A 20022-nucleotide genomic window follows, 5' to 3' on the forward strand; every position below is an offset into this window, starting at 1 on the left:
CCCCCCCCCCCCCCCCCCCCCCCCCCCCCCCCCCCCCCCCCCCCCCCCCCCCCCCCCCCCCCCCCCCCCCCCCCCCCCCCCCCCCCCCCCCCCACACCCGCTCCCCCTCCCGCTTCAGGAGTCCCGTTGCCCCGCAGCACATCCCGTACGCACCGCACGTCCCACCCGTCCTCCCTTTCCCGCCCGTCCCTGACGCACCGCGTTTCCCGACGGATCGCAGCCCTGCTGACCGCCGTGGCTCTCGGTGCCGCCGGTACGGCTCTGGCCGGCTGCTCGTCCGAGGCTCCCCCCACAGGTTCCGCACCGACCGGACACGTGCGGACAGCGGAGCCGGAGTCGGACCCGGAGTCGAAGGCGAAGGCGGTACGACCAGCCCCCACCGAGCTCTCGATCCCCTCGATCGGCGTGCGGAGCTCCCTCATGGAGCTCGGACTCAACGCGGACGGCACGGTCGAGGTCCCGCCCGCGGAGAAGGGCATGACTGCGGGCTGGTACACCGGCGGGTCGGCCCCCGGCGAACCGGGCCCGGCCGTACTGATCGGCCACAACGACACCCGCTTCGGCCGGGCCGTCTTCCACGACCTGAAGAACATCCGCAAGGGCGCCAAGGTTCTCGTACGCGACGGAACGGGCAAGACCCTGCGCTTCAGGGTCACGGCGAAGGAGTCGGTCGCCAAGAAGGCGTTCCCCACCGAGAAGGTCTACGGCCCGACGAAGGGCAGCACGCTGCGGCTCATCACCTGCGACGGGGACTTCGACGCCGAGGGCCATCCCGTCGACAACCTCATTGTGTACGGCATACTCGGCTGAAAATCGACGGCACATCCACGGAACCGGGACGCGAACCAGATGGCAGCCGACCGGACAGACTGATGGCATCCAGCGTCTACCCGTGGGTAACTGCCGCTGCTTTGATGGGTGGCACCCGCTACACCCCCCACTCGACGCAGGAGACTTCGTGCCGAACACCGCGTTCCGCCGACTGACCGGCGTGGCCGTTTCCGCCACGCTCGCCGCCGTCACCCTGGCCGTGAGCTCACCGCAGGCCACGGCCGCCGAGACGCCCTCGCTGCGGGTGCTCTCGTACAACGCGTTCCTCTTCAGCAAGACCCTTTACCCCAACTGGGGCCAGGACCACCGGGCGGCCGAGATCCCCAAGACCTCGTTCTTCCAGGGGAACGACGTCGTGGTGATACAGGAGGCGTTCGACAACGCGACCTCCGACGCACTGCTGCGGAACTCCGCCGCGCAGTACCCCTACCAGACGCCGGTGGTCGGCCGGAGCAAGAGCGGCTGGGATGCGACGGGCGGCTCGTACTCGGCGACGACGCCGGAGGACGGCGGCGTGGCGATCCTGAGCAAGTGGCCGATCGTGCGCCAGGAGCAGTACGTCTACAAGGACGCCTGCGGGGCCGACTGGTGGTCCAACAAGGGCTTCGCCTATGTGGTGCTGAACGTCAACGGCACCCGGGTCCACGTGGTCGGCACGCACGCCCAGTCGACCGACCCCGGCTGCTCGGCGGGCGAGGCGGCCCAGATGCGCAGCCGCCAGTTCAAGGCGCTGGACGGCTTCCTCGACGCCAAGAACATCCCCGCCTCCGAACAGGTCGTCGTGGCGGGCGACTTCAATGTCGACGGGCACTCCGCGGAGTTCGCCTCCTTCCTCTCCGACGCGGGCCTGACCGCAGCGGACACGAAGACGGGCCACCGGTACTCCTTCGACACCCGCGACAACTCGATCGCCGCCGACCGCTACCCGGACGACCCGCGCGAGGACCTCGACCACGTCCTGCACCGCGCGGGCCACGCCAGGCCGTCGGACTGGAACAACGACGTGATCAAGGAGCAGAGCGCCCCCTGGACGGTCTCCAGCTGGGGCAAGAGCTACACGTACGACAACCTCTCCGACCACTACCCGGTGATCGGGTCCACCAACTGACAGCACGGGCAACCGACTCCACGGGTGGGACAATCGAGGGCATCCTCCCTCCCCCGCCCGTGAAGGACCCGCTCCGTGAACACTGCCCCCCAGCCGTCGTTCCACCTCCTCCCCGGAGACGTCGACTCCCCGGTGCTGCTGCACGTACCGCACGGGTCCCGGATGGTTCCCGAGGAGGCGCGGGACGGAATCCTGCTGGAGGACCGGGCTCTGGAGCGGGAGCTCGACCACATCACCGACGCCCACACGGGCGAACTGGCGGCCCGGGCGGCGGCGGCATGCACCGCCGCCCGGCCCTGGCGCTTCGTCAACAACCTCTCGCGCCTGGTCGTCGACCCGGAACGCTTCCCCGACGACCGCGAGGAGATGCGCGCCGTCGGTATGGGCGCGGTCTACACGCACACGACGCACCGCGAACGCCTGCGCGGCCCGGACCTCGACCAACACCCTCTGCTGGAGCGGTACTTCCACCCGTACGCGCGGGCGATGACGGCCGCCGTGGACGCCCGCATCGCCGCCACGGGCCGCGCGGTGGTCATCGACGTCCACTCGTACCCGACAGCGCCCCTCCCCTACGAACTCCACGGCACCGGCCCCCGCCCGCCGGTCTGCCTGGGCACCGACCCGTTCCACACCCCGCCGGAGCTGCGCTCCCTGGCCGAGGAGGCGTTCGCGGGCTTCGGCGGCACGGGGGTCGACAGCCCGTTCGCCGGTACGTACGTCCCGCTCAAGCACTACGGTACGGACCACCGGGTCACCGCCCTGATGATCGAGATCCGCCGCGACACGTACATGAGCGAGCCGGGCGGACCCGCGGGTGAGGAACTCGACGCACTCGCCGCGGCCGTGGCGGAGCTGGTGGGCCGTCTCTGACCGGCGGTTCCGCACGAGCTGCCGACCCGTCGGCCATGGACGGCGCAGCCACGTCCCCCGCCCTCACCGACCCGGCCGGACGGCCCGCCCGGCGGCCGGTTCGGCGCTGTCCGCTGAAGCACACGGCCCGGGTGGAGGCCAAGGGCAAGTACCAAGGGCAGGGCGGAGAGCGGCCGTTGGCGCCCCCTGGCCCGGCGCCCGCCCGAAGTGGCGCCGGAACGCCCGGCGGGAAGCCGACGAGGGCAAGGCGTCGGCGCTCGGCCGGAGGAGGGCCCGGCCGAGCGCCGACGTACGACATCCGTGCCCGGGCCCGGGCCCGGGCCCGGGCCCGGGCGCCGCCGCCCGAAGGTGCGCGCTACCCGATCTCCACCACGCGCGCCCATGCCGGAGGCCCGTCCGGAACGCGGTCCGGGTCGCCCTCGCGGTAGGAACGGTTCCTGCGTCGGCGGGGGAACAGACCGACGACCGTCCGGCACGCCGGTTGCGCGGCCGGCCACGGTGTCTGACCATCCGTCAGGACAACGATGGCGTCGGGTCGGGGATGCGACCGCAGCGCCCTGGCGAAGCCCGTACGCAGATCCGTACCGCCACCGCCCACCAGCGGGATGCCCTCCGCGCTGCACAGCGGATGCACGACCCGGGTCGCCGCGTCGCACGCGAGGACGGTGACCAGGTCGCGGCGGCCGCCCACCGCTCGGGAGATGGCGGCGACCTCCAGGAGCGCACTGCCCAGTTCGGCGTCGCTGACCGAGCCGGAGGTGTCGATGACCACGGAGACCTGGGGCGGCCTGCGACGCAGGCTCGGCAGGACGACACCGGGCAGTCCGGCGGAGCGCCGCGCGGGGCGGCCGTAGCTGTAGTCCTCCCCCGCGCCGTGGCCCGAGGTCGCCGAGCGGACGGCGGCCCCCAGCAACTCCCGCCACGGCTGCGGAGGATGGAACGCCTCCTCCGCCCACCGCTTCCATCCCTTCGAGGCGTTCCCGGGGCGGCCGTTGATGCCCTGCGCCACCCGGAAGCGGACCGCGTCCTGCTCCTGGTCGCTGAGCCCGTCGGCTCCCTCGGGCCCCAGCTCCCAGTCCCGCGCCAGTCCGTCGGCGCCGCTGCCGCAGTCCAGCCAGGCGAGGTTCTGGGTACTCGGGCCGAGGCCGAACTGGCGCAGGTAGTCCTCCATGAGCTCGCCGGTCGGCAGCCCCAGGGTCGACGGGTACACAGCGCCCTTCGGCCGGGCCAGGCCGTCGCCGTACACATCGTCGTTGATCTCGCAGTCGGCGGCGATGTTCATCCGCAGCCGGTCCCCGGGGCCGTTCAGCCCGCGCTGCCGGGCGACCCGGTCGCTGCGCCCGTGGTGGTCACGCAGCAGGTGGGAGACCTCGTGGACCCAGACCCCGGCCAGCTGCTCCACGGGGGTCCGCGCCACGAACGCGGGTGAGACGTAGCACCGCCAGTACCGGTCGACGCCCATGGTCGGCACCCGCCACGACTCCACGGTGTGCAGGGCGAACAGCGCCGTCGCCAGGTAGGGGCGGGCCCGGGCGGCCTGCAACCGGGCGGCGAAGAGCTTGTCCCGGTCGAGCGCCCTCGGCGCGTGCGTCGCCGTCGCCTTTGCCGCCGTCGTCTCAGTCGCCTTCGCCTTTGCCTCTGCCTCTGCCTCTGCCTCTGCCGTCACCTTCATCGCCCCGCCTTCGCCGGGACTCGGCCCGCGACCCGGTCAGCCGCCCGATCGGCCCGCCGGGAGAGGGACACCACGCCGGCCAGGTCCTCGATGGCCTCCGGTACGTCCCAGTCCTCCTGGCGCAGCGCGGCGAGCGCGGTCGCGGGAACGACCACCAGATCCGGGGCCCCGGTCTTCAGGGCCCGGACGAGGAGCGTCCACGCGGCATCCCAACGGGACCGGTCCGGGCGGGTACGGACCGCCGCGACGACCCCGTCCAGCGCGGCCTGCCGGAGATCCCCGCGCTCGGGCAGGAAGGCCGCCGCCGGGTCGGCGAGCAGCGTCTCGGGGTCCGGGAGGTCCATCCGGTCCAGGCCCGCCAGGAGCTCCAGCCCCGGGCCGTCCCCCACCGTTCCCCTGACCAGCAGGGACAGCACCTCCCGGGACGATCCGGCGGCGGTCGCGAAGGCGATCAGGCTCAGGGTCATGTCCCAGCTGCGCGGCGACGGCCACGGACCGCCCCGGCGCGTCTCCGTACTGGGCAGCCGGTGGACGAGCGTGGGGCGGGCGGAGAGGAGCCCGCACACCGCACGGCGGGCGAAGTCCACGGCCCCGGGCAGCTTCCCGGGGTCGAGCTCCGGCAGCGTCGCGCGCGGCCAGGTCCCGCCGAGCCCCCGCACGACGACCTCGTGGTCGTGGGTCCACTGGAGGTGGACGAAGCGGTTGGCGAGCGGCGGACTCAGCTCCCAGCCGTCGGCCGCCGAGGAGCGCGGGTTGGCGGCGGCCACGATCCTCACACCGGGCGGGAGTTGAAGGGCGCCGATGCGGCGCTCCAGGACGAGGCGGAGCAGCGCGGCCTGGACGGCGGGCGGCGCGGTGGACAGCTCGTCCAGGAACAACAGCCCCCGCCCCGCGCGCACGAGGCGAACGGCCCAGTCCGGCGGGGCCATCGGGACGCCCTGCTCGGCGGGGTCGTCCCCGACGATGGGCAGCCCGGAGAAGTCGGACGGCTCGTGCACGCTGGCGATGACCGTGGTCAACGGCAGGTCGAGAGAGGCGGCGAGCTGTGTGAGGGCGGCGGTCTTGCCGATGCCCGGTTCGCCCCACAGGAGCACGGGCAGATCGGCGGCGACCGCGAGCGTCAGTGCTTCCAGCTGGGTGTCGGGGCGCGGCTCGGTGGTGGTGTCACGGAGCAGGGTCATCAGCTGCTCGGCGACGACGAGTTGGGAGACGGGCGCGGGGCTGGGGGTGACGGTGGAGTCCACGGGAGCGGCGGGCCGGGTGTTCGTCAGCATGGTGATCACCTGAGGTTGAGTGAGAGGACGAATGAGCGGGGATGTGTACGGGCGTGGGTGCGAGCGTGAGTACGGGCGGACATGCGGGGGTGAGGGTGCGGGGTTTGCGTACGGGCTTGTGTGCGGGGTCGCGCACGGGTCCGTGTGCGGGTCCATGCGTGCACGTGCTTGCGCACGACGGCGCGGTCCGACGCTCTGAGGCCCCGGGTCCCGGGGCAGTTGTCAGCCGACGGCGGTACGGCGCGGGCGCCGGTCACCGGGACGGCGATGGTCGGGGCGGTAGCGGGCGGGACCGGGGCCGAGCAGGTCCGCCCGGAACAGGCCGTAGGTGATCCGCCGTTGCGCGGCGGCCTCCAGTTCGTCCCGCAGAGGCCCCTTGCGCAGCACCGCGTCAGGACCGAGCAGGCCCTCGACGACGGCCAGCGCACCGGCGATGTCTCCGTGGTCGAGACGTTCGCGCACACCGGTCAGGCAGTCCGGGCGCCGGTGAGCCCGGTCGATGGCCTGGAGGCAGGGAAGCGGCGTACCGGTCAGAGCGACCAGCAGCTCTTCGCGGCGGATCTCGGCCGGGTCGTGGTCCAGTGCGGCGAGAGCCCCGTCGACCAGCCCGATGCGGTGCCGGGCTCCCCGGCACTCCACGATGCGCGGCTGCCCGGCCCGCTCAGCAGTCCGCGAGCGGGCCGACGCCGGGACCGTTGCCGGTACCGATGCCGGGTCCGGGGCCGTCGGTGCAAGATCCGGTACGAGGGCGCGCGCGACCAGCGGGTGCAGCTGACCGGCCTCGATCGAACCGCTACGGATCAGGTCGAGGTCCGGCAGCACCCAGGTCGCCGTATCCGGCAGCACCGGCGATGCGGCAGCCGTGCGCGCATCCCTGGCCCCCGCCGCAAGGCGCACGACGGGTGGCGTCCCGCAGCCGCCCCCGCCTTCCTCCACGTACACGAGAATCCGGCGGCGGCCTCCCAGCCGTACGCTCACCGCCCCTCCGGGCCCCTGCCCCTCGGCCCGGAGCAGGATCGCCGCCTCCGCTGCCCAGCGGTCGACGGCGTACGGGCGATCCGGCGGCAAGGCGTCCAGCAGGTGCGGGTCAACAGACGTGCCGCGAACCGCTGTTGGCTGGTCAGCTCCGGATCGCATCCGCAGCTCGTCGACTCTGCGCGCATCCCACAGGTGGCGGTGCAGATCGAGCCGGAAGCGGCGGTTCGGATGGGGGTGGGGATGGCGGCGGGCGCCCGGTTCGGCGTACGACCCGTCCCACAGGGTGAGGCTGACCCGCTGTCCGGCGTCCGCCCAGGCGGGCGGGGTCCGGACAACGAGATACAGCGGGTCCGGCGGCCCGTCGGGCTCCGGACCGCCGTAGCGGGCCAGTGCGATCGTCAGCCCCGGGCGCAGCAGCCCGTGCGGAGCGATTCTCGGCAGATGCCAGCGCAGCAGGTCGGGAGCCAGATGGCGCAGGTCGGCCCGGATGCGGGCGGCGAACGCCGTTCCATGGCTGCGCGCCACGGATCGTAGCTGGAGATCGACGTCTACGCCGGCGGCGGCGCATGCCCCGGCCCAGTCCCCCGCCTGTCGGCGGGCGGTCGCTGTCTCGATCATGGCGGCCGGCACGGCGAACTCGCGTACGCGAGGCCAGAAGGAAGTATGAGACGGGTGGGAATCCCGATTCGCGATGTGATGGTGCATCAGCACTCACCTTGCGCGGACGGGTCCCCCAATCTGTTCATGGAGTGAGTCATCGCGGGAAGCTTAGCTCCGGTCACCGTGATCCGCCAGAACGTTTTTCGTGACCGTAGCCGGGGCCGCCCTCGCGCCTCCCTCAGCGTCAGTTGTCGGCGGGCGTGACCCACTCGACGAACTGGATCATCACGCCGTAGGGCCACACAGGACCTGACCGCGGGACGCGCGAGGCCGGAGTTCTCCCGGATGATCGCCGACAGCACCGCCCTCACGGCCTGCCCGCGCCGACTGCCCGACCCCCGCGTGCCCTTCGGCCACATCCAGGAGTAGACGCTCGCCGGACGGACCGACCCCGAGATCGCGGCTGAGCAGGGAAGGGAACGCATGGCGGAGGACGGGCCGCTCCCCGGCGTCGGGGGAGGGGCGGCCCGACCTCGTACAGTCGTCGCCTCAGGGCTCCCTCATCGCCCCAGGGGCTCAGAAGAAGACCCCGCACCTCAGCAGCACATTCGCGTACGGCCGGGCCTCCCCCGTACGCACGATCAGGCGGGCCGTCGCCGTGAGCGCCTTCAGTTCGTCGTGCGGGAGCAGTTCCAGCCAAGGGAAGTGGTCGTCCAACAGGGTCGCGGCCTCCGGGTTGGCGTCGCGGATCTCCTGGGCCGCCGTCGCGCCCTCCACGGCCAGCTCGTCGAGCAGGCCGTCCAGCACCTCCGCGAACGACGGGGTCCCGGCCCGGAAGGCCAGGTCGACCACCCGCGGTCCCGGCGGGATCGGCATGCCCACGTCGCAGACCAGCACGCCGTCTCCGTGGCCGAGTTCGGCGATGGCACCGGCCAGGTGGCGGTTGAGGACGCCCGACTTCTTCACAGCGCGTCGACCTCCTCCAGCGTCGGGAACGACTCCTGCGCACCCCGGCCCGTGACCGCCGCCGCGCCCACGCGCACCGCGAAGGCCGCCGCCTGCCGCAGGTCGTCGCCGCGGCCCAGCCGCCAGGCCAGGGCCGCCGTGAACGCGTCCCCGGCCCCCGTCGTGTCCACGGCCTCGACCTTCGGGCCGACCAGGTGGTCCAGGGAGTCCGTACGGCGGTCGGCCACCAGGGCGCCCTCCGCGCCGAGCGTGATCACGACCGAGCGGGGGCCCAGCTCAAGCAGCGCCGGAGCCCACTCCTGCGGGGTCTCCCCCGCTGCCGCGCCCAGGATGTACCGCGCCTCGTGCTCGTTGACCACCAGCGGATCGCAGGCAGCGAACACCTCATCGGGCAGGGGGGCGGGCGGGGACGGGTTGAGGACGAACCGGGCGTCCGGCCCCAGGCCGCGTACCGTCTCGGCCACGGTGTCGAGAGGGATCTCCAGCTGTACGGAGACGACCCGGGCGGCCGCCAGCAGCGGGTCCGCCGCCCGGACGTCCTCGGGTGTCAGGCGTCCGTTGGCCCCCGGGGAGACCACGATGCTGTTGTCGCCCGAGGGATCGACGGTGATCAGGGCGACTCCGGTCGGGGCCCCACCGACCAGGACGCCGTCCGTGTCGACGCCCGCGGTGCGCTGCGTCTCCAGGAGAAGGCGGCCGTGGTCATCGTCGCCCACTCGGGCCAGGAGCGCCGTACGGGCCCCCAACCGGGCTGCGGCGACGGCCTGGTTGGCACCCTTGCCGCCGGGGTGGACGGCCAGGTCGGAGCCGAGCACCGTCTCGCCGGGCGCGGGGCGGCGCTCGACGCCGATCACCAGGTCGGCGTTGGCCGATCCGACGACCAGCAGGTCGTACCGGTCATCAGGGGCGTTGTCGTGCATGTGCGTGCTTCCTGCTTTCGTCGTTCCGGGTCCGCCGGGACCACCGGGACCACCGGGGCAACCGGTGTCTGTAGGCCGGTTCACGGGCCGGTTCACCGACCGGTCCACGGACCGGTCCACGGACCGGTTCAGGAGAAGTCGGCGACGTTCTCCCGGGTGACGACCTTGACCGGCACCTTCACCATGCTCTCGACCTTCTCCTCCTTCGCGGCCTTGACGGCGTTGCGCACCGCGATCCTGCCCAGCTCGGCGGGCTGCTGCGCCACGGACGCGTAGAGCGTGCCCGCCTCGACCGCCTTCAGTCCGTCCGGGGTTCCGTCGAAGCCGACGACGGACACGGACTTTCCGGCCTTGCCGCCGAGCGCCTTGGCCGCGCCGAGCGCCATCTCGTCGTTCTCGGCGAAGACGCCGGTGACGCCGGGGTGCGACTGGATGAGGTTCGTCATGACGTCCAGGCCCTTGGTGCGGTCGAAGTCCGCGGGCTGCTTGGCGACCACCTTGATGCCCGGGTACGCCTTGAGGCCCTCGGCGAACCCGGCCCCGCGCTCACGGCTGGCGGAGGTGCCCGCCGTGCCCTGGAGGATGACGATGCTGCCCTTGCCGCCGAGCTTGTCGGCCAGCGCGTCGGCGGCGAGCTTGCCACCCGCCACGTTGTCCGAGGCGACGAGGGTTGCGGTGTCCGCCTTGTTGACCCCCCGGTCGGCGGCGACCACCGGGATCTCGGCCTTGTTCGCGCTGCGTACGCCCGGTCCGACGGCATCGGAGTCCACCGGGTTGACGATGATCGAGGAGACGCTCGAACTCGTGAAGTTCTGGAGCTGGTTGGCCTGCTGGGAGGCGTCGTTCTGGGCGTCGGTGACGGTGAGGTCGATGCCCGCCTTCTTCGCCTCCGCCTCCGCGCCCTCCCGCATCTGCACGAAGAAGGGGTTGTTGAGGGTGGAGAGGGACATGCCGACCTTCGTCGCACCGCCGGACGAGCCGGAGTTGAAGAGGGAGACCGCTCCGATGACGATCGCCGCACAGAGGGCCGCACCCGTGAGCCTGAGGGCGTTCCTCCGGCCGGAGCCGGGTGCGCCCGGGGCGGTCCCGGCCGAGGTGGCCGCTCCCGAACCGGCCTTGCGGCGCAGCGTGTCGAGAAGGACGGCCAGTGCGATGACGACGCCGATGACGACTTGCTGCCAGAACGCCGATACGGAGAGGAGGTTGAGTCCGTTGCGGAGTACGGCGAGGATGAGCGCGCCGATCAGGGTGCCGGACGCCTTGCCGACGCCACCGGCCAGGCTGGCGCCGCCGATGACGACCGCGGCGATGGCGTCGAGTTCGTACCCCTGGGCGGCCTGCGGCTGGGCGGAGACGAGGCGGGAGGCCAGGACGATGCCCGCGACGGCGGCGAACAGGCCGGACAGCGCGTAGATGACGATCTTCTGGCGCTTGACGCGGAGCCCGGAGAGCCGGGCGGCTTCCTCGTTGCCGCCGATGGCGTACATCGAGCGGCCGATGAAGGTGCGACCGAGGATCAGGGCGGTGATCAGGCCCATCGCGATCATCACGAGGACCGGTACGGGGAGCCAGCCGCCGAGCGTGTCGCCGAGCCGCGAGACCGACTCGGGGAAGGCGATCGGGCTGCCCTGCGAGATGACGAGAGACAGCCCTCGGGCGATCGAGAGCATCGCCAACGTCGCGATGAACGGCGGGAGTTTGCCGTACGAGACGAGGGCGCCGTTCACGAAGCCGCAGGCGATGCCCGTGACGATCGCGAGCACGACCGCGAGGACCACCGGCACTCCGGCGGAGGTGGCCGACCAGGCGAGGACCGTCGCGGAGAGGGCGGCCACCGAGCCGACGGACAGGTCGATGCCCGCCGAGACGATGACGAAGGTGACGCCGAACGCGAGGATGGCGGTGACGGCCGCCTGGACACCGACGTTCAGCAGGTTCTGGGTGGTCAGGAAGTCGCCGGAGAGCAGCGACATCGCCACCACCAGGACGACCAGGGCGCTGAGCGCGCCGTTGTCGAGCAGGACGCGGCGTATCACGGAGACTCCGCCCGCTCCCATGTCGCTCTTGACGGTCTCAGTGGCCACGGAGGCCCTCCTTCTCCTGCTTCGTTGCGGGGTGTTCGGTGGGGGCGGGGCTGTCGGCAGGGGTCGGAGCGTCGGCGGCCCCTGTACCGACGGCGAGGGCCATCACGGCGTCCTGGGTCGCCTCTGCCGCCGGGAGCTCACCGGCGATCCGCCCCTGGGCCATGACGAGGACCCGGTCGCTCATGCCCAGGACCTCGGGCAGGTCACTGGAGATCATCAGGACGGCGTGCCCGGAGGCGGTGAGCTCGTTGATGAGCTGGTAGATCTCGACCTTGGCACCGACGTCGATGCCCCGGGTCGGCTCGTCGAGGATGAGCACCCGGGTGTCGGCCAGCAGCCACTTCCCGATGACGACCTTCTGCTGGTTGCCGCCGGACAGGGTGCGGACATGCTGGCCGAGGCCGGACATGCGGACACCGAGCTGCTGGGCGATGCGGGCGGCGGCGGTGCGCTGGCCCTTGAGGTCCACCAGCCCGGAGCGGGTCGCGGAACGCAGGGTGACCAATCCCAGGTTCTCCTGCACGGAGGCGTCGAGGACCAGCCCCTGGCCCTTGCGGTCCTCCGGTACGAGGCCTATCCCGGCGCCCATCGCGGCGGGGACGTCGTGCCGGGTGAGGCGCTCGCCGCGTACGTCGACGGTGCCCGCGTCGTACGGGTCGGCCCCGAAGACGGCTCGCGCCACCTCCGTACGTCCGGCCCCCACGAGTCCGGCCAGGCCGACGACCTCCCCGGCGTGCACATCGAAGCTGATGTCGTGGAAGACGCCGTCCCGGGTCAGCCCCCGCACGGAGAGCAACACCTCACCCGTGTCGGGGCGTTCACGCGGGTACTGCTGCTCGATGCTGCGGCCGACCATGAGCTGGACGAGTTCGTCCTCGGGGGTCGACGCCGGGACCTGGTCGATGCTGCGGCCGTCGCGGAGGACGGTGACGCGGTCGCCGAGCGCGGCGATCTCTTCCAGGTGGTGGGTGATGAAGACGATCCCGACGCCGTCCTCGCGCAGTTGGCGCACGATCGCGAAGAGCTTGTCGACCTCCTCGGAGGTGAGCACTGCGGTCGGCTCGTCCATGATGAGGACACGTGCCTCCAGGCTCAGCGCCTTGGCGATCTCGACCATCTGGAGCCGGGCGATGCCCAGTTCGCGGACCTTGGCATCGGGCTCGACGTCGACGCCGACCCGGCGCAGCAGCTCCGCCGCGTCCTGGCGCATCCGCCGGTGGTCGACGAGGCCGAAGCGGCGCGGCTGGCGGCCCAGGAAGATGTTCTCGGCGACGGTGAGGTCGGGGACGAGGTTGAATTCCTGGTAGATGGTGGCGATCCCGAGCCGTTCGGCGTCCTGCGCACCGGCGATGCGCACCTCGCGGCCCTCGGCCAGGATGCGGCCGCGGTCGGGGCGGTAGGCGCCGGAGAGCATCTTGATGAGGGTGCTCTTGCCCGCGCCGTTCTCACCGAGCAGGACGTGGACCTCGCCTCTGCGGAGGTCGAAGTCGACGCTGTCGAGCGCCACCACGCCGGGAAAGGTCTTGCGCAGACCCTCGATGCGCAGCAACTCATCTGGTGCGGCCACCAGTTGCTTGTCCGGTGCGGTCACCGGTCGCTCCTCTGGTTCGGTGCGGCCCCGCCGCACGAGCGGCGTACGACGAGGCGGGCGGGCAGGGTGACGGACTGCGGGGTCCGCCCTTCGATCAGGTCGGCCAGCGCGCGTACGGCGGCCCGTGCCAGGTCCGCGGTCGGCTGGGCGATGGCGGTGATCGGCGGATCGGTGTGCACGAACCACGGGATGTCGTCGAAGGCGGCGAGCGCGATGTCGTCGGGGACCCGCAGCCCCCGCGCCCGGATCGCGTCCAGCGCGCCGAGCGCCATCAGGTTGTCGGCGGCGAACACGACCTCGGGCGGCTCGGGCAGGGCCAGGAAGCGTTCGGTGGCGCGGCGCCCGCTGGCCGCCTGGAAGTCACCCTGTCCGATATAGGCGTCGGGCAGCGCGAGCCCCAGCCCCCGCATGGCGTCCCGGAAGGCCTCGACGCGCTCGTTGCCGGTGGTGGTGGCCGCCGGCCCGGCGATGATCGCGAGCCTCCGGTGACCGAGACCGTGCAGATGGGCGACCAGGTCCTTGACCGCGCCCGTACCGTCGGCCCGGACGACGGGGACGTCGATGCCGGGAATCCAACGGTCCACGAAGACCATCGGCGTACCGCTCAGGGCCACCTCCCCCATCAGCGGGGAGCCGCCGTCGGCGGGCGAGACGAGGAGCCCGTCGATCCGGCGGTCGATGAGCGTGCGGATGTGATGGTCCTGGAGCTCGGGCCGCTCGTCGGCGTTGCCGATGATCACGCTGTAGCCGAGCGTGCGGGCCTCCTCCTCGACGAAGCGGGCCAGCTCGGTGAAGTACGGGTTGAGCACGTCGCTGATGACCAGACCGAGGGTGCGGGTCTGGGCCGTGCGCAGCGAGCGGGCCACCGCGTTGGGCCGGTAGCCGAGCGCCTCCACGGCGGCGAGAACGCGGGTGCGCGCCTCCGCGCTGACGGACGGATGGCTGTTCAGCACCCGCGAGACCGTGGCGACGGACACTCCCGCCTCGGCCGCGACATCCTTGATGCTCGCCATGTCCGGACCACCTCCTTGTGGTTTCCGTACACCTCGAATCCCCTGGGCAGCCCGATCGCGCGACGCCGTGGAATCGATTACACGGATGATTGGAATCGATTACATGGCCGAAAACAAGACCCCTCCTCGCGTCCGAGACCGGATCGTGACAGGAGCGCGGTCACAGCAGTGACGGCTTGCCCGTCGGGGGCGGCTCGTGCCAGGGGTGGCTTGCGTCAGAGGTGGAGGGAAACCCAGGAGACCCCAGCTGACGTGGGGTCTTCAGTGGTGTCCGAGGGGGACTTGAACTCTCCCCTCCCGCTGTTTCGGGCGGTTTCATGCCGCTGCTGGCCATGCGTTGGCCACGTGGCCAACCTTCCGCCTACTCCGGGGAAGCCGAGTACCTTTCGACGCTGGCCCGCCCCGTGGAGCGGTGGCCCCTCGTGAAGTGGAACGCAGGGGCCACCGAACTGGGCTGGGTCGTGGTCGGAGAGGGCAACACCTACCGTCTACGGAAGCTCGCCGCCTCCGGTGCGGGCCGACTCGGCCTGTCATCCCTGGTCTGACCTGGGGAATCTCTCGGCTGTTGGTCACGTGGCTGGTCACGCCACAGCCTGGAAAAGCAAAAAACCCCTGATCAACAGGGGTCTTAGCTGGTGTCCGAGGGGGGACTTGAACCCCCACGCCCGATAAAGGGCACTAGCACCTCAAGCTAGCGCGTCTGCCATTCCGCCACCCGGACAAGGTGTCTGTCGTTCGCGGTGTGTTCCCCGCGGCGACATGGAAAACAATACCAGGGGTTCGGAGCGCGTTTCACCTGCATATCCGTGGCATACCCGGTGGTCAGTGCGGTGCGGCGGGCCGGTGGTCGGCGCCTCCACGGTCTGGGGAGGTCGCGGGGCTACCTTCGCGTCCATGACTGATCGCGGCTACCGCCCGCCCCGTCCGCTGTCCCCTCTGCGCGAGCACCTGCGCGACACGTTCTGGTTCGCCCCGACCATGGGGTTCGTCTGTGTGTTCGTGCTGTGGCTGGGCGCCACCGAGGTGGATGACGAGATCGTCTCCCTGTTCCAGCGGGAGGAGGCGTACGACGAGCTCGCCGTGCTGATCTCGTTCTCGCAGGACGCGAAGACGATCGTCACCACGATCAGCTCGGCCATGATGACGTTCATCGGTGTCGTCTTCAGCATCTCGCTGGTCGCGGTGCAGATGGCCAGCGGACAGCTCACGCCCCGCGTGGTGCGGATCTTCGTCAGGAGCCGGATCAGCAAGCTGACGCTGACGGTCTTCCTTGCGACGTTCCTGTTCTCGCTGCTGGTCCTGTCCTCGTACGAGAGCGAGACCGACCCCCGGCTGGTGGTCTCGGTCCCCCTGGTGCAGAGCCTCCTCATCCTGCTGCTGCTGGGGATGAGCCTGCTGCTGTTCGTCATCTATGTGAGCGCGACGCTGCGGCTGATGCAGGTCGGGCCGGTCGTCGACAGGATCGCGCGCGACTCGTTCCGGGTCCTGGGCAGGATGCCGAGGGGGCCGCAGGGGGCTGATGAGCTGGGGCCGGAGACCGCACGGGCGATGCACGAGGGGCGCGCCGGGGTGCTGCGGGACGTGAACACGGCGCGTCTGGTGCGGGCCGCCCGGCGGCAGGACGTCGTCCTGCGGCTGATCCCTCGGGTCGGGGACTTCGTGGTGCCGGGGACGCCGGTGCTCGCCGTCCACGGCGGGGCCCTACCGCCGCGGCACCGGTTGCGGTACGCGGTCTCCGTCTCGGTGGAGCGCACCCTGCACCAGGACCTGGCGTTCGGACTGCGCCAGCTCACCGACATCGCGTTGCGGGCTCTGTCGACGGCGGTGAACGACCCGACCACCGCCGTCCAGTGCCTGGACCGGAGCGTGCAGATCCTGGCGGCGGTGGTGCGGCTGCCGCTCGGCACGGTCCACCACCGGGACCGGGCCGGGCGGGTGCGGCTGGTGCAGGACGGTCCGGGCTGGGAGGACCTGGTCGACCTCGCCTTCGAGGAGATCCGCTGGTGTGTGGCCGGCAGCCCCCAGGTGATGCGCCGACTCGTTGCGGGGCTGGACGATCTGCTCCTGCTCGCCCCCGAGGAGCGGAAGAAGCCGCTGATCAGGCACCGAGCCCTGCTCGTGGAGACCGTGGAGCGCACGGTACCGGTGAGCGCCGACCGGGAGTTCGCCCTTCTTCCGGACCGGCAGGGCATCGGGTAGGAGCACGTCACAGCGTTAGGGGGGCAGGGCAGGGAAGGGCAGGGAAGGTAGGGGCCGGGACCGCCGGAGGCCTCCGGCGGTCCCGGCCCCTCGCGCGTCAGTCGCCGCAGCGGCCCTTGCGCAGGGAGTGCAGGTGTTCGCTCGACTTGCGGGCGAAGGCGAGCGAGTCGACCGGGTTGTCGTGCTCGGCCTGCCAGTGGTGGTAGGAGCGGCCGCGGTGGGTCCGGTTGGTGACCTTGGACAGGAACGTCTTGTAGTCGATGTCCCCGTCACCGACGTCGGACATGCGGTACCCGTCGCGGGTCGAGTCGTCACGGACCCCGTCCTTGACGTGGAACAGGGGGTAGCGGTCCGGGTGCTTCAGTACGTACTTCAGGGGGTCGAGCGGGGCCGGGGTCCCGTCCGCACGCTTGCTGAAGCGGAACTGGGCGCAGTAGGCCCAGTAGATGTCCATCTCCAGGTAGACCAGGTCCGGGTCGGTCTCGGCGAGCAGCACGTCGTAGAGGCGCACGCGCGGCTTGTCGGTCGCGAAGGAGAACTCCTCGGCGTGGTTGTGCTGGTAGAACTTCATGCCGCGCTTGCGGGCGGCCGCCCCGTAGATGTTGAACTCCTCGGCCACCCGCTTCCAGCCGTCCACCGTGGAGCCGTAGCGGAAGGGACCGGAGGGCGTCCCGATGTGCTGGAGTCCGAGGGCCTGGGCGTCGTCGAGCACCCTTTCCAGGTTCTGGGCGAAGGTGTAGGCGTCGGGGTTCCCGTCGTCGTAGTAGCCGACGTGGCTGCCGATCGGGTGGAGGCCGTGGTCCCGGGCCAGCCGCTTGAGCTGGGCCAGGGTGATGGGGCCTGCCGAGCCCTGGGTGTAGCCCGCGAGTTCGATCTCGTCGTAGCCGTACTTCTCCAGCTCGGCGAAGACCGGTGCGAAGCCGAGCGTGGAGATCTGGTCGCGCAGACTGTAGAGCTGGATACCGAGGCGGCCCGGGGGCAGTACGGGCTTTCCCTTCCCCCTCCCCTTGCCGTGGCCGTGGCCGTGGTCATGACCGTGGCCGTCTCCCTTGCCGTGACCGTGGCCGTTGCCGTGGCCGTTGCCGTGGCCTTGGCCCCTGTCCCGGCCTGCGGCCTGGGCGCTCGCGGTGCCGATGATCGTGGCGGCGGTGGCTCCGGCGGCGACGCCGAGGACGTTGCGGCGGCTCAGTCTGCGGGCGAGTTCGGTGTCCTTGGAGGTGCGGCTCATGTTCGCGTGACTCCCTTGAGTGACCTGTCGGATGGGGTGACGGTGACTGGTGGGTACTGGGTGCGGTGCCGGGTGGTTGTCAGTGCAGTCCGGCAAGCTGGAGGAGCAGGGACTTCACTTCGGTGGCCCTGACCCGGTCGGTGAACGCGTGGGGGGTGGAGCACAGGATGAGCGGACCTTCGTCGTCGCTCGCGGGGAGGCGGCCGTGGCTGCCCCGGATAGGTGCGGGGTCAAGGGGGACGACCGCCATGCGGTAGCGCAGGCCGAGCTTCTTGCGGGCGACCGCCGAGACGGCCTTGACACGGACGTAGGGGTCCTCGGGGTCCATGAAGAGCTCGACGGGGTCGTAGCCGGGCTTGCGGTGGATCTCTACGAGCTGGGCGAAGTCGGGGGCCCGTGCGTCGTCGAGCCAGTAGTAGTACGTGAACCACGCGTCCTTCTCCGCCACGGCGACCAGTTCGCCGGAGCGGGGGTGGTCCAGGTGGTGCGCCTTCTTGCCCTCGTCGTCGAGCAGCTGCTCGATGCCGGGCAGGTCCGCGAGGGCGGCCCGGGTCGCCTCCAGGTCCTCGGGGCGGCGTACGTAGATGTGGGCGAGCTGGTGGTCGGCGACGGCGAAGGCCCGGGAGGCCATCGGGTCGAGGTACTCCATGCCGTCCTGCGTGTGCACCTCCAGCAGGCCCGCCCGGCGCAGCGCCCGATTGATGTCGACGGGGCGGCTCACGCGGGTGATGCCGTATTCGGAGAGCGCCACGACGGTACGGCCTTCGGCACGGGCGTCCGCCAGCAGCGGGGCCATGGCCCGGTCGAGGTCGGCGGCGGCCCGGTGGGCGCGCGGGTCGTCGGGGCCGTAGCGCTGGAGGTCGTAGTCGAGGTGGGGCACATAGCAGAGAGCGAGGTCGGGGGTGCGGGTGGCGATGATGTGCCGGGTGGCGTCGATGATCCACTGGGAGGAGACGAGGTCGGCACCGGGTCCCCAGAAGTGGAAGAGGGGGAACGTGCCGAGCTCGTCCGTGAGTTCGTCGTGCAGGGCGGGGGGCCGCGTGTAGCAGTCGGGTTCCTTGCGGCCGTCGGCGTAGTAGACGGGGCGCGGGGTGACCGTCCAGTCGGTGTCGGCGCCCATCGCGTACCACCAGCAGATGTTGGCGACGGTGTAGCCGGGGTGGGCGCGGCGGGCCGCGTCCCAGAGTTTGTCGCCCTCGACGAGCCCGTTGTGCTGGCGCCACAGCAGGACGTCGCCGAGCTCGCGGAAGTACCAGCCGTTGGCGACGATGCCGTGTTCGGCGGGCATGGTGCCGGTGAGGAACGTCGACTGGGCGGCGCAGGTGACGGCGGGCAGGACGGTGGCGAGCGGGGCCTTGGTGCCCCGCTCCCCCATGGCCCTGAGGTTCGGCATATGGGCCAGGAGCTGCGGGGTGAGGCCGACGACGTCGAGGACGAGGAGGGGGGTGGGGCGGCTCTCGCCGCCCGCCCGGGGTGGGCTGTCCGTGCTGTCCGTGCTGTCCGTGCTCATGGCAGCTCCTTGAGGCCGAGGTCGACCAGGAGGTCGCGGGCGAGGGTGAGTTCGGCGGCGATACCTTCGGCGAGCTGGGTGCGGGTGCGGGGCCGCAGTTCGACGGGCAGCGCCTGCCAGGTGTACGTCTCCACCTCAAGGTGTCTCGTCAGCGGCACCGGTCCGCCGACGAGGCGGGCGAGCGCGGTACGCAGCACGGGCAGGGTGGAGGTGAGCGGGGGCGCGGGCGGCGCGTGCAGCGGTACGTGGAAGTGAGCCCGCCAGGGCGTGCTGTCGGGGAGCGCCCGACCGCCGATTGCCTCGTCGAGGTCGTCGGTGCCGCGCAGCCCGGCCGCGGTGCTGGTGCGGGTCTGGTGCAGGAAGCGCGGTTCGGCGAAGGCTGCCAGCGCGGTGCGGACCTCTGGCAGGTGGGGGCGTTCGGCGTGCAGGGCGGCGGAGAGCTGCGACTTGACGACCCGGATGCCGGCGGCGGTGAGTGCGTCGAGCGCGGTGTCGGGGTCCTCGAAGGAGGTGGCGAGGTGGCAGGTGTCGACGCAGATGCCGATGCGGTCGTGGGCCACGTCGGTGAGCGGGGCGATGGCGTCGGCGGTGGTCTCCACCGTGCAGCCCGGTTCCGGTTCGAGGCCGATCCGGATGGACTTGCCGGTCAGTTCGGCGAGCGCGTCGAGCCGCTGGGCGAGGGCGACGAGGGCGACGCGCGCGGTACGGGCGGCCTCGGGGTCTTCGCCGTAGGGGGTGCGCCAGGCGAGGGGCAGGGTGGAGATGGTGCCCTGGGTGGCGTCGTCGGGGAGGAGAGCGGCGAGGAGGCGGGCGAGGTCGGTGGTGTGGGCGAGGCGTTCGGGTTCGGTCCAGTCCGGCCGGTAGACGCGGTACTTGACCTCGTCGGCGCCGAATCCCTCGTAGGGGAAGCCGTTGAGGGTGACCACTTCGAGGCCGCGGCTGTCGAGTTCGGCGCGCAGCGCGCGGAGTTCGGCGGGGTCGTTGACGAGCGTGCGGGCCGCGTCCCGGGCGAGCCAGAGACCGATGCCGAGCCGGTCCCGGCCGAGGAGGCGGCGGACCGGTTCGCAGTGGTCGCGGAGCTGGGCGCGGACGCCGTCCAGGGTTTCGGCGGGGTGGACGTTGGTGCAGTAGGCGAGGTGGACGGTGGAGCCGTCCGGGTGGCGGAAGCGCATCGC

The 20022-nt window shown here is 71.7% G+C and carries 16 protein-coding genes and 1 tRNA gene; 5 read left to right on the forward strand and 12 right to left on the reverse strand.

What is annotated here, in order from left to right:
- Window positions 1–189 precede the first annotated feature (189 nt).
- The 3 genes from ACZ5WC_RS30875 to ACZ5WC_RS30885 all read left to right on the forward strand — a co-directional run bounded on the left by ACZ5WC_RS30875 (window position 190) and on the right by ACZ5WC_RS30885 (window position 2812).
- The gene (locus tag ACZ5WC_RS30875) at window positions 190–810 is read left to right on the forward strand and encodes a class F sortase (RefSeq protein WP_468543991.1); all 621 of its coding nucleotides are present in this window, start codon (window positions 190–192) and stop codon (window positions 808–810) included.
- Window positions 811–958: 148 nt separating this feature from the next.
- Window positions 959–1939, forward strand: coding sequence for a sphingomyelin phosphodiesterase (sph, locus tag ACZ5WC_RS30880; RefSeq protein WP_468543906.1), 981 nt, complete (start codon window positions 959–961; stop codon window positions 1937–1939).
- Between the two features lie 75 nt (window positions 1940–2014).
- A complete protein-coding gene (locus ACZ5WC_RS30885) occupies window positions 2015–2812 on the forward strand; it encodes an N-formylglutamate amidohydrolase (RefSeq protein WP_468543907.1) in 798 nt (265 codons plus the stop codon).
- A 355-nt stretch (window positions 2813–3167) separates the two neighbouring features.
- Here ACZ5WC_RS30885 and ACZ5WC_RS30890 read toward each other — a convergent pair whose 3' ends face one another.
- The 8 genes from ACZ5WC_RS30890 to ACZ5WC_RS30925 all read right to left on the reverse strand — a co-directional run bounded on the left by ACZ5WC_RS30890 (window position 3168) and on the right by ACZ5WC_RS30925 (window position 13910).
- Window positions 3168–4478 carry a vWA domain-containing protein gene (locus ACZ5WC_RS30890; RefSeq protein WP_468543908.1) on the reverse strand — a complete coding sequence of 437 codons (1311 nt, stop codon included), beginning with the start codon at window positions 4476–4478 and terminating at the stop codon, window positions 3168–3170.
- 2 nt (window positions 4479–4480) lie between these two features.
- The gene (locus ACZ5WC_RS30895; RefSeq protein ID WP_468543909.1) at window positions 4481–5758 is read right to left on the reverse strand and encodes an AAA family ATPase; all 1278 of its coding nucleotides are present in this window, start codon (window positions 5756–5758) and stop codon (window positions 4481–4483) included.
- Between the two features lie 222 nt (window positions 5759–5980).
- On the reverse strand, window positions 5981–7441 hold the full coding sequence (locus ACZ5WC_RS30900) for a hypothetical protein (RefSeq protein WP_468543910.1): 1461 nt from the start codon (window positions 7439–7441) through the stop codon (window positions 5981–5983).
- Between the two features lie 471 nt (window positions 7442–7912).
- Entirely contained in the window at window positions 7913–8302 is a 390-nt protein-coding gene (gene rbsD / locus ACZ5WC_RS30905) for a D-ribose pyranase (protein WP_468543911.1), read from the reverse strand.
- Window positions 8299–9222, reverse strand: coding sequence for a ribokinase (locus ACZ5WC_RS30910; RefSeq protein ID WP_468543912.1), 924 nt, complete (start codon window positions 9220–9222; stop codon window positions 8299–8301). The genes rbsD and ACZ5WC_RS30910 overlap by 4 nt, the downstream gene beginning before the upstream one ends.
- A 128-nt stretch (window positions 9223–9350) precedes the next feature.
- Entirely contained in the window at window positions 9351–11306 is a 1956-nt protein-coding gene (locus tag ACZ5WC_RS30915; RefSeq protein ID WP_468543913.1) for an ABC transporter permease/substrate-binding protein, read from the reverse strand.
- Window positions 11296–12897, reverse strand: coding sequence for a sugar ABC transporter ATP-binding protein (locus ACZ5WC_RS30920; RefSeq protein WP_468543914.1), 1602 nt, complete (start codon window positions 12895–12897; stop codon window positions 11296–11298). Before ACZ5WC_RS30920 ends, ACZ5WC_RS30915 begins: the two co-directional genes overlap by 11 nt.
- On the reverse strand, window positions 12894–13910 hold the full coding sequence (locus tag ACZ5WC_RS30925) for a LacI family DNA-binding transcriptional regulator (protein WP_468543915.1): 1017 nt from the start codon (window positions 13908–13910) through the stop codon (window positions 12894–12896). Before ACZ5WC_RS30925 ends, ACZ5WC_RS30920 begins: the two co-directional genes overlap by 4 nt.
- Before the next feature lie 422 nt (window positions 13911–14332).
- Here ACZ5WC_RS30925 and ACZ5WC_RS30930 point away from each other — a divergent pair, with 422 nt between their 5' ends.
- Complete coding sequence (locus ACZ5WC_RS30930) at window positions 14333–14455, forward strand: hypothetical protein (RefSeq protein ID WP_468543916.1); 123 nt, start codon at window positions 14333–14335, stop codon at window positions 14453–14455.
- Between the two features lie 88 nt (window positions 14456–14543).
- On the opposite strand, the gene ACZ5WC_RS30935 is transcribed toward ACZ5WC_RS30930, so the two are convergent.
- A tRNA-Leu gene (locus tag ACZ5WC_RS30935) sits at window positions 14544–14631 on the reverse strand.
- A 173-nt stretch (window positions 14632–14804) separates the two neighbouring features.
- Here ACZ5WC_RS30935 and ACZ5WC_RS30940 point away from each other — a divergent pair.
- Window positions 14805–16109, forward strand: a complete 1305-nt coding sequence (locus ACZ5WC_RS30940) for a DUF2254 domain-containing protein (protein WP_468543917.1) — start codon at window positions 14805–14807, stop codon at window positions 16107–16109.
- Between the two features lie 97 nt (window positions 16110–16206).
- On the opposite strand, the gene ACZ5WC_RS30945 is transcribed toward ACZ5WC_RS30940, so the two are convergent.
- The 3 genes from ACZ5WC_RS30945 to eboE all read right to left on the reverse strand — a co-directional run bounded on the left by ACZ5WC_RS30945 (window position 16207) and on the right by eboE (window position 20019).
- Window positions 16207–17337, reverse strand: coding sequence for a sugar phosphate isomerase/epimerase family protein (locus tag ACZ5WC_RS30945; RefSeq protein WP_468543918.1), 1131 nt, complete (start codon window positions 17335–17337; stop codon window positions 16207–16209).
- Window positions 17338–17416: 79 nt separating this feature from the next.
- Window positions 17417–18847 (reverse strand): nucleotide pyrophosphatase/phosphodiesterase family protein, encoded by a 1431-nt coding sequence (locus tag ACZ5WC_RS30950; protein WP_468543919.1) that lies wholly within the window; start codon window positions 18845–18847, stop codon window positions 17417–17419.
- Entirely contained in the window at window positions 18844–20019 is a 1176-nt protein-coding gene (gene eboE, locus ACZ5WC_RS30955) for a metabolite traffic protein EboE (protein ID WP_468543920.1), read from the reverse strand. Before eboE ends, ACZ5WC_RS30950 begins: the two co-directional genes overlap by 4 nt.
- Between the last annotated feature and the right edge of the window lie 3 nt (window positions 20020–20022).

It is taken from the genome of Streptomyces sp. NPDC033165, from assembly GCF_055577965.1.